This window comes from Clostridium sulfidigenes (genome assembly GCF_052067195.1).
Taxonomy (GTDB): Bacteria; Bacillota; Clostridia; order Clostridiales; family Clostridiaceae; genus Clostridium_J; species Clostridium_J sulfidigenes.
Map to the genome: position 1 here is coordinate 80177 of NZ_JBQHQR010000004.1, position 14911 is coordinate 95087.

The window sequence follows — 14911 nt, forward strand, 5'->3', positions numbered from 1 at the left end:
ACCTTGACTTCTACTATTAAAAAATTAATTAAAAAATGGATTAATGCCTCTAACGAAAATATAAATTTAATTGAAATACTGATAGTTTTTATTATAGGTATAACTGTTCTTCCAAAATTTCTTCAAATAACTCTATCTGATTATGATAACTATACCAATAGATATAGTTTTTATGGAACTGCTATTATTAACGAAAAAACTTTTAAGAATGAAATGCTACAAAATGATGTCATCAGTTTCAGAGAAAATTTACTAAGTGTTACAGAAGGATTTTCAAAAATTCTCTATTGTAAAACTGATGAAGATGCAAAAGTTATACAAAACTCCTTAGAAACTTCTCTTACTGGTGATATTGGAGTTTTACTGATTGATAAAACTAATAATAGGTGGTTTTCTAATAGAAATTGGTTTTCAGATTATCCCTTCAATGAACTTCCACCTAAAGATGCATTAATAAAATTATCTAAAGAAGATGATGTGGTAGTTTATAGTTCTAATAATTTATCCCATTATTCAGCTCCAAGAGGTTACTACAATGGTGCATATACCTCTCCTAATGCTGAATTAGAGGAACTTTACTTTATTCGTGGTGCTAAATATAGTAGTATGGCAAACTTCATAAGACTTAGATTTTATTTTTCTATTCCTCTATTAATTATATTTTTGATTTTGTTAATTAAGCAATTTTTCTGTATTAAAATTTTTGGAGTAAAAAAATATATACGTAATTTTAACAATTTACTTATTTTTAGGTTAATAAAATCTATTAATATTTTTTTTGTAAGTATTAAGGATGTATTTAGAAACTTATTTTTCGATACTACACTATTAGGACTTTTTATATTTTGGGTAATGTATTTTCCACTATCCTATGTGTTTAATTCTAATGATTACTTTTTTTACTTCAACAGGAATCTTAATAGTTTCCTTATAAAATCAACTTTTTTTATAATTATAGTAAGTACATGTGTTAGATATTTAGAGAGCATAAATAATAAGAATAATTTAATCAAATATCTTAAAAAAATTGAAGATGGAGATATGGATGTAGATATAAATGCTAAAAATCTTGGTAATTTATCCAACTTAGCAATGGAAATAAACAATTTAAAGGTAAGCTATAACAAGAAAGTTGAAGAAGGAATTCGAAGTGAGAAGTTAAAAACTGAACTTATAACTAATGTATCCCACGATTTAAAAACCCCATTAACTTCCATAGTAAATTATGTAGATATACTTAAAGATGAATCACTTGATAAAAGCGAAATAAAGGATTATGTTACCATTCTAGACAATAAATCAACTAAACTAAAAAAGCTTGTTGAAGACTTATTTGAAATGTCAAAAATGAACTCTGGACAAATTATTTTAAATAAAAGTGATGTGGATATTGTAGAACTAATTCATCAGAGCCTAGGAGAACTAAGTTTTTTAGGCGAAAATAAGAATCTTGCCTTTAAAGTAATTGGAATTAAAGATTGTCACCTACACCTAGATGGTGCTAGAATTTCGAGAGTTATGGATAACTTAATATGCAATGCTATAAAATATTCACTTGAAAACTCTAGGATTTATCTTGAAGTTATAGAATGTGAAAAGGAATGTGAGATAATAGTAAAAAATATATCAAAATATGATTTAGATTTTAATGAAGATGATATTCTTGAACGATTTGTTAGAGGCGATAAATCTAGAAATTCTACAATAGATGGTTCTGGTTTAGGTCTTGCTATTTCTAAAACTATAGTAGAACTCCATAAAGGAACTCTTAAAGTGAAATGTGACGGAGACTTATTCAAGGTAATAATTAAACTTCCTAAATCTTAAAATATAAAATTAGATAAACTTTACAAAGCTACCTTAAAGCTATAGCGTGTAGGTAGCTTTTTTATATTTTCTCAATATCTTCATTTTTGTAGTACTTTTCTCTAAATGTTCTATACTCATCTAAAATATTTTTATTATCTTCTATAAAGCAATTAAATATATTCAAATTCTCTACAGTATCACTACCTACCACATGCTCAATTAACTCTGTTTCTATGAGTATATCACTATCAGAGCCTAAAAATTTCAAAAACTTTTCTATTGTATTATGTCTGCATAAAAGATATTTACCTACCTTTATACCAAGAGCAGTAAGTCTTATAATTCCATACTTTTCATAATCAATCAAACCTAACTTGCCAAGCTTCTGCATCATCTTAGAGGCTGAAGAATCCCTAACATTTAACATTGCAGACAGCTTATTAAGTCTTATATAATCCTCACCCTCCATAGTGCATCTATAAAGCATTTCTACATAATCTTCCATGGATGCAGTGATTAATCTATCATCAAATAGCTTCTGCTCATATGCTCTAACTGTATAAAACTTTTTATCCACTTACTTTATCCTCCATATTCTATAAATTATATTTTGTTCCTTAACAAATTTTCAACCTTCCATTTCTATTACATATTTATTTAGATTATAAACGCTAAAATATAAATAATTAAAAACTATTAAATATTTCTACTTTATTTTTTAATAGTATTTTTAAAATAGTATCATGAATATATAAATAATCATATGTTAGAGTAGGGAAAGATTTTTTCCCTACTCTAACTAGTTAAATATATGATTAATTAAAAATAATTAGAAGTACTATAATTTACTTAATTAATTATAAATACAAAAAGTTTAAAAGGAGATTAACAGTATGAATAAAAATTCAAATGTTTATATAGAGTCATCTAAAATATTACCCTTAACAGATTTATCTATGGGCAAAAAATGCAAAGTAAAAACCCTTACCTCTAGTGGATCTATAAGACGCAGAATGCTTGATCTTGGACTTATATCCAATACAGAAATAGAAGTTCTTAATCAAAGTCCTTCTGGTGATCCTGTAGCTTATTTGATTCGTGGAGCAGTAATTGCAATTCGTAAGGAAGATGCTTCTAACATATTAGTTGAAGCACTTTAATGTGGTAAGCCTACTAAAGCATTTCATTATAAGAATAAAAATATATTAGTTTTATTCTTATTTGTAAAACATTATAGGCTTCAGATAGAATAGTAACTTCATCTGAAGCCTATTACTAGACATTTACGTAATACAATCTATGCTTACCCTAAACTTTTCATAATTATATAAGATTAAATAATACAATAATTTATTATAGGAGGTTTTTTAATGGGATTAACTAATCAATCTACCGGAGTTAGCGCTCTAGAAAAAGAACTTAATATAGATCGTGCTTCCCCCTCAGATAAAATAATTGCTCTAGCCGGTAATCCCAATGTAGGCAAGAGCACAATTTTTAATAGCTTAACTGGACTTAACCAACACACTGGAAATTGGCCTGGAAAGACAGTATCCAATGCACAAGGTAGATATACTCACAAGGATAAATCCTTTATACTAGTTGATATACCTGGGACCTACTCTCTTATGGCTAATTCTGTAGAAGAAGAGGTTGCTAGAGACTTTATCTGTTTTGGTAATCCTGATGCCACTATAGTTATCCTTGATGCTACTTGTCTAGAAAGAAACTTAAACTTAGCACTTCAAACTATAGAAATAACTAACAATGTAGTAATATGTGTAAACCTACTAGATGAAGCTAAAAGAAAAGGAATTAATGTAGACTTAACAAAACTTTCCTTACTTCTCGGTGTTCCTACTGTAGGTACTAGCGCTACCACAGGATATGGTCTTAAAGAATTAATGGATATAGTATATAATCTCACAAATGATGAAGTGCCTATAAATCCTATTAAAATTAAGTATGATAAAGTTTTAGAAGATTCTATCTCACTAATAGAACCAGAAGTAAAAATAGCTCTAAAAAATATAGCTTCTAAAATTAACCCTAGATGGATTTCTTTAAAATTATTAGAAAATGACCCTAGTCTAATTCAATCCTTGAATAAATATTTAAATATTAACATGCTAAATAATGAAATAATTAAAAAAAAGTTAATAGAAGCAACTAATCTTTTAACTACTTATAACATAACGGGAGAACATTTTAGGGATATATTAGTAACTACTTTAGTAAGTAAAGCCGAAAAAATCAGCATGAAAGTGGTTACAAAAGAGAATTATAAATATAATATTACTGATAGAAAAATTGATAAAATTCTTACATCTAAAATATATGGAATACCTATAATGATTTTACTTTTATGTGTTGTTTTTTGGATAACAATTACAGGTGCTAATTACCCTTCATCACTTTTATCTACTGCACTTTTCTGGATTGAAGATAAACTTAGTGTATTTTTACTAGGTTTAGGTGCACCCTGGTGGCTGGAAGGTGTTCTAATAAAAGGAATTTATAGAACCTTGGCCTGGGTTATTGCTGTAATGCTTCCTCCAATGGCTATTTTTTTTCCATTATTCACACTTCTTGAAGATTTAGGATATTTACCTAGAATAGCTTTTAATTTAGATAACTTCTTTAAAAAAAGCTGTGCATGCGGAAAACAAGCTCTTACTATGTGCATGGGATTTGGCTGTAATGCAGCAGGAATAATTGGATGTAGAATTATAGACTCCCCTCGAGAAAGGCTAATTGCAATTATTACAAATAATTTTGTTCCTTGTAATGGACGTTTTCCAACTTTAATTGCTATAATCACCATGTTCTTTGCTGGCACTTTTGTTGGGCCATCACAATCTATTATATCTTCATTAATTCTAACATGTGTAATCCTATTAGGAGTATTTATGACCTTAATGATTTCCAAAATTCTATCTAAAACTATACTTAAAGGAGTACCATCATCCTTTACTCTAGAACTTCCCCCTTATAGAAAACCACAAGTGGGAAAAATAATAATCCGCTCTATATTGGATAGAACTCTATTCGTTTTAGGTAGAGCAGTTGTTGTAGCAGCACCTGCTGGATTAGTTCTTTGGATAATGGCCAATATTACAATTGGAAACTTAAGTCTACTGGCTCTTTGTGCTAATTTTTTAAATCCCTTCGCCAATTTAATAGGCTTAGATGGTTATATATTAATGGCATTTATACTTGGTTTTCCTGCTAATGAAATTGTAATTCCTATTATTATTATGAGTTATACAGCCACTGGAAGTTTGTTGGAATTTGATAGTTTAATTCAACTAAGACAGCTTCTAACTTCAAATGGCTGGACATGGCTCACAGCATTAAATGTAATGTTATTTTCTTTAATGCACTGGCCATGTAGTACAACTTGTTTAACTATAAAAAAGGAAACTCAAAGCTTTAAATGGACCGCCATTTCCTTTGCAATTCCTACCATAACAGGTATTGTAATTTGTTTTACGATAACAACTCTAGTTCGAATTCTAGGCCTTGCTTAAACATTTAAATAAAAAAACAGAGTTTACACACTCTGTTTTTTATTCATTGCTACTTTTGCCTTACCCATAAAAACTAAAATTATTTTCTATACTTTGCACTAAAGTACTTCCTTCAATTCCTTTAAATATAGAATTTACTGTATATTCCTTAACCTGATCATAAGATTGAAAAATTCTTTGAGCTGAAATACAGTCATTATACACTTTCCAATATCCACACAATAAACACTTCTTATCATTACAGTTCATAAAATCTTTAACGTCATTAATTGGTATTCCTAAAAAAATACCTAATTCATGTGGACAGTTAAATTCTTTATATCTATTTTTTAACACATTTAAATATTCTACAATAGTTCCATTTTCTGAATAGCCTAGACCTATTAAAAACTCTTTATTTTCTTCTTTACCTATATATTTTTCAAGTAAACTCTGATTATAAATTAATACTACAATTGAATCATCAGATTCTCTTAGCTCTATAAAGTCAAGACCTATACTTTGAATAAATGCTTTTCCCATTGAACCCCAGTTACTATATAAATCTCTATTATATTTTTTAAAAGTAATAGTAGCAGCTGGTTTAACCTTTGCAATCACCAATGAAGTACTATAAATTAAAAAGTTTTTAATATATTCTTCACCATTCATAGATTCTAACTTATTATAAAATTCTAAACATGTCATTTTCATTACCTACCTATAAAAGTGTTATTTTTTTACCAAAATCTATACATTCATCTTCATCTTCTGGTTCGCCACAAATTATTAAACAGTCCTCTTTTATTTCACATCCATAAGAAAGCATTCTATCTTCCCAATCTCTCATCCACTTTCCATCACCCCAACCATAGGATCCAAATAAAACTACTTTCTTTTTAGATATTTTTGAAGATACCTCTTCAATAAAAGGTTCAAACTCAGATTCTTCTAATACTTCATCTCCCATAGATGGGCATCCTAGTATTATTATATCTTCATCATCAAAGATGCCACTGTTAGCATTAGCAACATTGATTACTTCTGCATTTTTCCCTTCTTCTCTGATTCCTTTCGCAATTAATTCTGCCATTTTCTCTGTATTACCTGTACCTGACCAATAAACTATTTTCATAACACATCCTCCTTAATTGAAAATTATTCTCAATTAAATAATATCGGATCTTCACATTATTGTCAATAGTTTTTGATAATTATTCTCAATTGAATTGTAACAAATAAATCATAATCCTATTATGCTTGTATATGTATGGTTTTATACTTATTAAAGCTCTTTAAATAAATAATAAAAGGCATCTTTCTATTGAACTGCTATCAAATTGATAGATATCAGTTAATATTCTAGAAAAATGCTTCTTATATTATTTATATTATTTATATTATTTATTTTCCTTATCTCTAATTGCAGCTCTTATAAATCCTTTGAATAAAGGATGAGGATTATTAGGTCTTGATTTCAATTCTGGATGAAATTGCACTGATACATACCACGGATGATCTTTTATTTCAACAATTTCTACCAATCTATCATCGGGGCTTGTCCCAGTAATATTCATACCTTTCTCAACTATTTCTTCTCTAAACTTATTATTAAATTCATACCTATGTCTATGTCTTTCATTTACCAATATTTCATCATATTCATTAGCCACTATTGAATTTTTGTCTAGTTTACATGGATATAAACCAAGTCTCATAGTACCACCTAAGTTTTCAATTTCTTGTTGATCTGCCATTAAATCTATTACTGGATATTTGGTATTTGGGTCAATCTCAGAACTATTAGCTCCTTCATATCCAAGTACATTTCTAGCAAATTCTATAACTGAACATTGCATACCTAAACATATTCCAAATAAGGGTTTTTTATTCTCTCTTGCCCATCTTACAGCTTCAATCTTACCTTCTATTCCTCTATCTCCAAATCCCCCTGGTACTAATATCCCTTTCACATCAGAAAAAATTTCATCCGAATTATCTCTTGCTACCTCTTCTGCATTTATCCATTTCATTTCTATTATGCAATCATTAGCATATCCACCATGACTTAAAGCCTCAACTACAGAGATATACGCATCATGTAGTTCTACATATTTACCAACTAAAGCAATCTTAATTTTCTTATTTAAATTTTTAATTTTATTAACCATATTAATCCATTGAGAATTATCAATATCCGTACATTCTAGATTTAATCTTTCACATACTAACCTATCTAAACCTTCCTTATGTAACATTAAAGGTACTTCATATAAGTGATCTGCATCTAGATTTTGTATTACATTTTTACCTTCTAAATTACAAAATAAACCTATTTTTGCCTTCAATTCATCTGATATTTCCTTTTCTGCTCTACAAACTATTATGTCTGGTTGAATTCCTATACTTCTTAATTCCTTAACTGAATGTTGAGTTGGCTTTGTTTTTAATTCACCAGCTTTTCCTAGATAAGGTACTAAAGTCACATGTATAAAACACACATTTTCCTTACCTACTTCATACTGAATTTGTCTTATGGCTTCCAAAAATGGTAAGGATTCAATATCTCCTACAGTACCACCAATTTCAGTTATTACCACATCTACTGCCTTTTCCTTTGTTACCCTACATATTCTTTCTTTTATCTCATTAGTTATATGAGGTATTACTTGAACTGTTCCACCTAAATACTCTCCTCTTCTTTCTTTAGATATGACTGACCAATAAATTTTACCAGTAGTAACATTGCTACTTTTGCTTAAATTTTCGTCAATAAATCTTTCATAATGTCCTAAGTCTAAATCAGTTTCAGCACCATCATCAGTAACAAATACTTCTCCATGTTGATATGGACTCATTGTTCCTGGATCTACATTTAGGTATGGATCAAACTTCTGTATTGTAACATTTAATCCCCTATTTTTTAAAAGTCTACCTAAAGATGCTGCTGTAATACCCTTTCCTAAGGATGAAACTACTCCACCTGTTACAAAAATATACTTACTATTCATGTTATCTTCTCCCATACAATTTATTTTTATATTTTATTAATTTACTATTGACTTTTAATCTATACATTTGTATAATAAGAATTACCCTATAAATAATATGGGGTAGTCTGTACTTTTAACATAGAATTTATATTACCACACTTCCATATATATGGCTAGTGTTTTTTGTCATTTTATATATTTAATTTAATAATTAAATATATAGATTATTGTTAGTATAAATCTAACTAATTTACATATTAATATGTGAGGCTATCTTAGAATAATAAAAAAATATTCTAAGATAGCCTCACTTTTAACTATTTTTAAATTAATACACACTTTAATAATTAAATTTATTATGATTCATTTCTTCATCATATAAAAATTAAATATACAAATCCACTTATGAATTAAAGTAAATTTATATTATTTTCCTTACAAATTTTTATATTTTTTTCGTCCCATGTAGTAGCTTGAACTTCCCCAATATGAGCTTTGTTTAAAAAAAACATGCATATTCTTGATTGACCTATTCCTCCTCCAATTGTATATGGAAGTTCTCCTGCTAATAATCTCTTATGAAAATCTAGACATCTTCTGTTATCATTACCTGATACTGTTAATTGATAATCAAGGGCTTTTTCATCTACTCTTATTCCCATTGATGAAAGTTCTACAGCCCTATCTAATAAAGGATACCAAAATAATATATCTCCATTTAAATTCCAGTCATCATAATCCGGACTCCTACCATCGTGCTTTTCTCCCGATTTTAACGCTCCACCTATTTTCATTATAAATACAGCTCCAAACTCCCTACATATTTCATCTTCTCTTTCCTTAGAAGTAAAGTTTGGATAAATGTCTTCTAGCTTCTGGGTAGTTATAAAATGTATTTCATTTGGTAAAGGATTTTCTACCTTCATTAAATTTTTATCAACAAATTCTTGAGTTTTCTTAAATACCTTATAGATTTTTCTTACAATATCTTTTAAATATTCTTCATTTCTATCTTCTTTTTTTATTACCTTTTCCCAATCCCATTGGTCTACATAGACTGAATGTAAATTGTCTAGCTCTTCATCTCTTCTTATAGCATTCATATCTGTATATAATCCATCTCCAACTTTGAAATTGTATCTATGAAGACTCATTCTTTTCCATTTTGCTAAGGAGTGTACTATTTCAACATTTTCTCCTGTAGCTAGCAAGTCAAATACTACTGGTCTCTCAACTCCGTTTAAATTATCATTTAATCCACTTTGAGAGTCCACAAACAGTGGAGCTGAAACTCTAGTCAAGCTAAGACTTTCTGATAAAGTCCTTTCAAAAAAATCTTTTATCTTCTTTATGTGTACTTCTGTTTCTATTAATGTGGCATTGGATTTATATCCTTTCGGAATAACAATCCCTTCTATCTTCATAATAATTCCTCCTTAGATTTTAAGTTTAAAGTTAAAGAGTTGATAAAGTTTTATGGGCCCATACTTTATCTTTTTTATTTATATATAATAAAAAAACTCTCATCCCTATATAAAAATATAAAAGGACGAGAGTACTACTCACGCGTTACCACCTTAATTCATTGCTACTTTACAATAACAATCTCTTCAAGTACGTCAATTAATGCAAATTGATTATACTCTAGCACTATATCGGGTGCAGATCCGGTACTGCCTACTGGTTGTTATCTTTCGGAGCACTGCTCAGAGATGTTATTCAAATCAACTTACTCTTCCACCTCTCAGCTTATGGGGAATTCTCTGTAAAGATACATTAATTTTACTTCTTCTCTTCAACGCTTTCTACATTTCATTTTTTAAATAATATCACAATTAATTTATTTTGTAAAGCACTTATAAAATGCTATCTCAAAATTTCTTTTGAGATAGCATTTTGATTTTAAAGTTCTTTTTGTATATTTAATTACTCTACATAAGCATCTCTAAATTCCATTTGTCCTAATGGTGATTTATAAGTTCCTTTAACATTTTTGTCTATACATAATACATTTGTATAATAGTATAGTGGTATAATTGGTGATTCATCCATTAAAATATCTTCTGCTTTGTGTAATAATTCTGTTCTCTTAGTGTCATCTAACTCTACTTTAGCTTGAGCTATTAACTTATCATATTCTTTATTTGAATATCCTGCATTATTTTGTCCATTACCAGTTGTCCACATATCTAAGAATGTCATCGGATCATTATAATCTGCTATCCATCCATGTCTAGCCATAGAATATTGGAAATTATTCCTTGTATCTTGGAATACTGCCCACTCTTCATTTTTCAACTCTACATTAATTCCAAGATTTGTTTTCCACATATCTTGTACTGCTTGAGCTATATTTTGATGACCTTGATCTGTATTAAAAGTAAATGTTATTGTTGGTGCTCCTTCTCCATTTGGATATCCAGCTTCTTCTAGCAATTTCTTAGCTTCTTCAATATTTGCACCCTTTGATGAATAATCCTTTTGAAACTCTTTTCCTATTGAATCAAGAATACCTGCTGGAACATAGCTAGTTGCTGGTGCTTGACCACCTTGAGCTACCTTATCAACTATTAGTTGCCTATCTATAGCTAGTGATAAGGCTTTTCTAAACTTAGGATTGCTTAATGCTTCAGCTGCTTTAGGATCTACATCCTTAGCTTTGTCTGATACATTTATTACATAGAAGTAAGTTCCTAAATAAGGATATATTTTTGCTGTTCCCTCATCTAGTAATGTAGGAATTTCAGCCTGAGGTGGTGATTCTATTACATCTATTTCTCCACTCTTAAAGGCATTTAAATAAGTTATTTGATCATCTATTAATTTTACTTCTAATGTTTCAAGTTTTACATTTTTAGCATCCCAATAATTTTCATTTTTTACAAATGTAATACTTTCTTTTTCTTTCCATTCAGACATCTTAAATGGTCCATTAGATATATATGTGTCAGGCTTTAATGTCCACTTTTCTTCATTTCCTTCTATAATATCTTTTCTAACTGGGAAATAAGTTGGAAAAGCTGCCAATGATAAGAAATATGGAACTGGAGCTTCAAGAGTTACTTCTAAGGTGTTATCATCTATAACCTTTACACCTACATCCTCTGCTGTAGCAACCTTATCTCCTACTTTTTCCTGATTATAGTATGCAGCTCCATTTTTTATATAGAATAGTTGATATGCATATTCTGCTGCCACTTTAGGATTTAATGCTCTCTTCCATGCATATTCAAAGTCCCCAGCTACTACAGGTTTTCCATCTGACCATTTAGCATCCTTCCTTATATGGAAAGTATATACAGTTCCATCGTCAGATACTTCATACTTTTCAGCAGTACCTGGTACTATTTTAGAATTTTCATCCTCTCTCATTAACCCTTCAAAAGCATTGTGAATTATTGTTGAACCATCTACTGCTGAATTTAGTTGTGGATCAATAGTTTTAGGATCTGCACCTAAATTATATACTATTTTTTGCTCTACTGTTTCTTCTACCACAGGTGTATTGCCATCACCAGGTTTTTCTCCTTCATTTTCTTTAGTCTTAGTACATCCTAAAAGTAATGTACCTGTCATTATTGCAGTCATTATCAGTGCCATTATTCTAGTTTTCTTCATTCATTGACCTCCTTATTAAATTAATTAATTTATTTTAAAATAAATGACAAGCTACGCAATGGCCAGGAGATACTTCCTTTAAAATCGGCTCCTCTTCACCACAGATTTGTTTTGCATATTTACATCTAGATTTAAATCTACATCCTGGTGGAGGATCAATTGGAGATGGAATATCTCCCTCTAAAATTATTCTTTGTCTTCTTTTAGCTTCATCTGGATCAGGAATTGGAATTGCAGATAGTAATGCATTGGTATAGGGATGGATTGGTTTACTATATACCTCATTACTCTCTGCTATTTCAACTAGTTTTCCTAAGTACATTATTCCAACTCTATTGGATATATGCTTAACCATGGATAAATCATGAGCTATAAACAAGTAAGTTAGGCCAAAGTCATTTTGCAAATCCTCAATCATATTAATTATCTGAGCTTGTATGGATACATCGAGAGCAGAAATAGGTTCATCACAAACAATAAACTCCGGATTAACTGCAAGAGCTCTTGCTATTCCGATTCTTTGTCTTTGACCTCCTGAAAACTCATGTGGATAACGATTTAAATGATTTTGATCAAGACCTACCTTATCTAAAAAATACTTTACTTTTTCTTCTCTTTCTTTGCCTTTACATATTTTATAAATATCTAATGGTTCACCGATAATATCTCCAACGGTTAGCCGTGGATTAAGTGATGCATAAGGATCTTGAAATATCATCTGCATCTTTTTTCTATAAGATAGCATCTGCTTATTAGTTAGCTTACCAATCTCTTCATTATCATAAAATATCTCTCCAGCAGTAGGATTATATAATTTTAATAGAGTCCTACCTAAAGTTGTTTTACCACATCCTGATTCTCCTACTAGGCCTAAAGTCTCTCCTTTTTTTATTTGAAGAGATACCCCATCAACAGCCTTTAATATTCCCTTATTCTTACTAAAAATCGATTTCTTAGTATTGAAATATTTACATAGATTTTTTATTTCTATTAGTTTCTCCATGCTACTCATCTTCCTTCCTCCTCTTCAATGGAGTTTCAACCTTTGGTGCCCTATTATCATTTAGCCAACAAGCAGATTTATGTCCTGGAGTTATTTCATAATATTCAGGTCTATGCTCTTTACATACTTCCATAGAATATTTACATCTAACATAAAATGGACATCCCTTTGGAGGTTTAAATAAATCTGGTGGTTGACCATCTATAGGTCTTAATCTTTCTCTTACCAAGGTATTAGGATTAGGAACACTTTCCATAAGACCCCAAGTATATGGATGTTTAGAATTATAGAATATATCCTTTACAGTTCCTTGCTCTATAATAAGACCTCCATACATTACATTCACATTATCACAAATATCTGCAACAACTCCCAAATCATGTGTAATAAGAATTATAGATGTATTTAGTTTTTCCTTTATATCCTTCATTATCTCTAAAATTTGTGCTTGTATCGTAACATCTAGTGCAGTAGTTGGTTCATCCGCTATCAATAGCTTTGGATTACAAGTTAATGCCATAGCTATCATAACCCTTTGTCTCATACCCCCAGAAAACTCATGTGGATATTGCTTCATTCTGCTTTCAGGACTAGGTATACCAACTAAGTGTAATAATTCTACAGCTTTTTTATGTGCTTCTTCTTTAGTCATCTTCTTATGGATTCTAAGCGGCTCCATAATTTGATTTCCTATAGTCATAAGCGGATTCAAAGAAGTCATAGGATCTTGGAAAATCATGGATATATCATTTCCTCTTATGGTAGACATATCTTCCTCACTGATAGATACTATATCCTTATCTTCAAATCTTACTTTCCCCTCTTTTACTTTACCATTATCATCTAAAAGCCTCATAATAGACATCATTGTAACACTTTTTCCACTACCAGATTCTCCAACTATACCCATAACCTCACCATGTTCTAGATTAAATGAAACTCCCCCTACAGCTTGCACTTCTCCAAATTGAGTATAGAAAGATGTTTTTAAATTATTTACTTCTAACAAATTACTCATCCTTCCACCTCCTACTTTTTAATCTTTGGATCTAGAGCATCTCTAAGCCCATCACCAAGCATATTAAATGAAAAAATTGTTATACATATAGCCAACGTCGGAAATAAAAGCTGATACGGATATAATCTTAAAGTAGATAAAGCATCACTAGCTAAAGTTCCCCATGATGCAAGTGGTGGTACTAATCCTAATCCAATAAAACTTAAAAAAGCTTCTGAAAATATTGCAGTTGGTATTTGCAGTGTAAGAGTTACTATAATTGGACCTAAACAATTTGGAATTAGATGTTTAAATAGTATTCTCTTACCCTGAGCTCCTAAAGTTTTAGCAGCTAAAATAAATTCTTGTTGTTTAAGCTGAAGTATTTCTGCCCTAACAATTCTAGCCATACCTATCCAATAAGAAATAGCCAAGGCTACAATAATATTGAATAAACCACCTTTTTCGAGAATGACCATTAATAGTATTACATATATTGTCATAGGTATAGAAGATATTATATCTACAATTCTCATCATAATATTATCTACCCATCCACCTATAAGTCCAGCAATTCCACCATATACTATGCCTATAACCAAATTAAGTATAGATGCCACAAAACCAATTATTAAAGAATATCTAGCACCATACATAACCCTTACAAACAAATCTCTTCCTAGTGAATCTGTTCCAAACCAATGCTCTGCAGACGGTCCTTGGTTAGTAAGCATTAAGTTATTTGTCGTATAATCATGTTTAGAAAACCAAGGAATAAATATAGCTCCTAGAGTTATAAGGATAACAAAGATAAGCCCTACTATTGCTAACTTATTTTTTTTAAGTTTTCTCCACGAATCTTTCCAATAAGATACACTTGGCCTATTTATTGTATCCTTTTGTTTACTACCCTCATCTACAAAGACAAAATCCTTTTCTAAAATTTCATTAATTTCTTCATTAAATTCCATAACATCACCTC

At 29.9% G+C, this 14911-nt stretch carries 12 protein-coding genes and 1 other annotated feature; of the genes, 3 read left to right on the forward strand and 9 right to left on the reverse strand.

Annotated features, from left to right (window positions below; translation table 11 throughout):
• The first annotated feature begins 3 nt into the window (after positions 1-3).
• Positions 4-1827, forward strand: a complete 1824-nt coding sequence (locus ACTNBA_RS05810) for a sensor histidine kinase (RefSeq protein WP_441073004.1) — start codon at positions 4-6, stop codon at positions 1825-1827.
• Between the two features lie 61 nt (positions 1828-1888).
• Here ACTNBA_RS05810 and ACTNBA_RS05815 read toward each other — a convergent pair whose 3' ends face one another.
• On the reverse strand, positions 1889-2386 hold the full coding sequence (locus ACTNBA_RS05815; protein WP_441073005.1) for a metal-dependent transcriptional regulator: 498 nt from the start codon (positions 2384-2386) through the stop codon (positions 1889-1891).
• A gap of 316 nt (positions 2387-2702) precedes the next feature.
• On the opposite strand from ACTNBA_RS05815, the gene ACTNBA_RS05820 reads away from it, so the two are divergent.
• Together ACTNBA_RS05820 and feoB are read left to right on the forward strand one after the other, a co-directional pair.
• Positions 2703-2969: a FeoA family protein gene (locus tag ACTNBA_RS05820; RefSeq protein WP_035132901.1), complete on the forward strand. Its 267-nt coding sequence runs from the start codon at positions 2703-2705 to the stop codon at positions 2967-2969.
• A 210-nt stretch (positions 2970-3179) separates the two neighbouring features.
• Entirely contained in the window at positions 3180-5339 is a 2160-nt protein-coding gene (gene feoB, locus ACTNBA_RS05825) for a ferrous iron transport protein B (RefSeq protein WP_441073006.1), read from the forward strand.
• A 60-nt stretch (positions 5340-5399) separates the two neighbouring features.
• On the opposite strand, the gene ACTNBA_RS05830 is transcribed toward feoB, so the two are convergent.
• From ACTNBA_RS05830 to ACTNBA_RS05865, 8 genes are all read right to left on the reverse strand, one after another.
• Complete coding sequence (locus ACTNBA_RS05830; RefSeq protein ID WP_441073007.1) at positions 5400-6026, reverse strand: DUF3793 family protein; 627 nt, start codon at positions 6024-6026, stop codon at positions 5400-5402.
• Positions 6027-6039: 13 nt separating this feature from the next.
• The gene (locus tag ACTNBA_RS05835; RefSeq protein ID WP_346886670.1) at positions 6040-6453 is read right to left on the reverse strand and encodes a flavodoxin; all 414 of its coding nucleotides are present in this window, start codon (positions 6451-6453) and stop codon (positions 6040-6042) included.
• A 265-nt stretch (positions 6454-6718) separates the two neighbouring features.
• On the reverse strand, positions 6719-8329 hold the full coding sequence (gene pyrG, locus ACTNBA_RS05840; protein ID WP_441073008.1) for a CTP synthase: 1611 nt from the start codon (positions 8327-8329) through the stop codon (positions 6719-6721).
• A 392-nt stretch (positions 8330-8721) separates the two neighbouring features.
• Positions 8722-9729: an aspartate--ammonia ligase gene (asnA, locus tag ACTNBA_RS05845; protein ID WP_441073220.1), complete on the reverse strand. Its 1008-nt coding sequence runs from the start codon at positions 9727-9729 to the stop codon at positions 8722-8724.
• A 124-nt stretch (positions 9730-9853) separates the two neighbouring features.
• Positions 9854-10119, reverse strand: a binding site (T-box leader).
• 118 nt (positions 10120-10237) lie between these two features.
• Positions 10238-11929 (reverse strand): peptide ABC transporter substrate-binding protein, encoded by a 1692-nt coding sequence (locus ACTNBA_RS05850; protein ID WP_441073009.1) that lies wholly within the window; start codon positions 11927-11929, stop codon positions 10238-10240.
• A 34-nt stretch (positions 11930-11963) separates the two neighbouring features.
• Complete coding sequence (locus tag ACTNBA_RS05855; RefSeq protein ID WP_346848046.1) at positions 11964-12941, reverse strand: ABC transporter ATP-binding protein; 978 nt, start codon at positions 12939-12941, stop codon at positions 11964-11966.
• On the reverse strand, positions 12934-13950 hold the full coding sequence (locus tag ACTNBA_RS05860; RefSeq protein ID WP_035132891.1) for an ABC transporter ATP-binding protein: 1017 nt from the start codon (positions 13948-13950) through the stop codon (positions 12934-12936). The genes ACTNBA_RS05855 and ACTNBA_RS05860 overlap by 8 nt, the downstream gene beginning before the upstream one ends.
• 11 nt (positions 13951-13961) lie before the next feature.
• Positions 13962-14900: an ABC transporter permease gene (locus tag ACTNBA_RS05865; protein WP_346848044.1), complete on the reverse strand. Its 939-nt coding sequence runs from the start codon at positions 14898-14900 to the stop codon at positions 13962-13964.
• Positions 14901-14911: the final 11 nt, after the last annotated feature.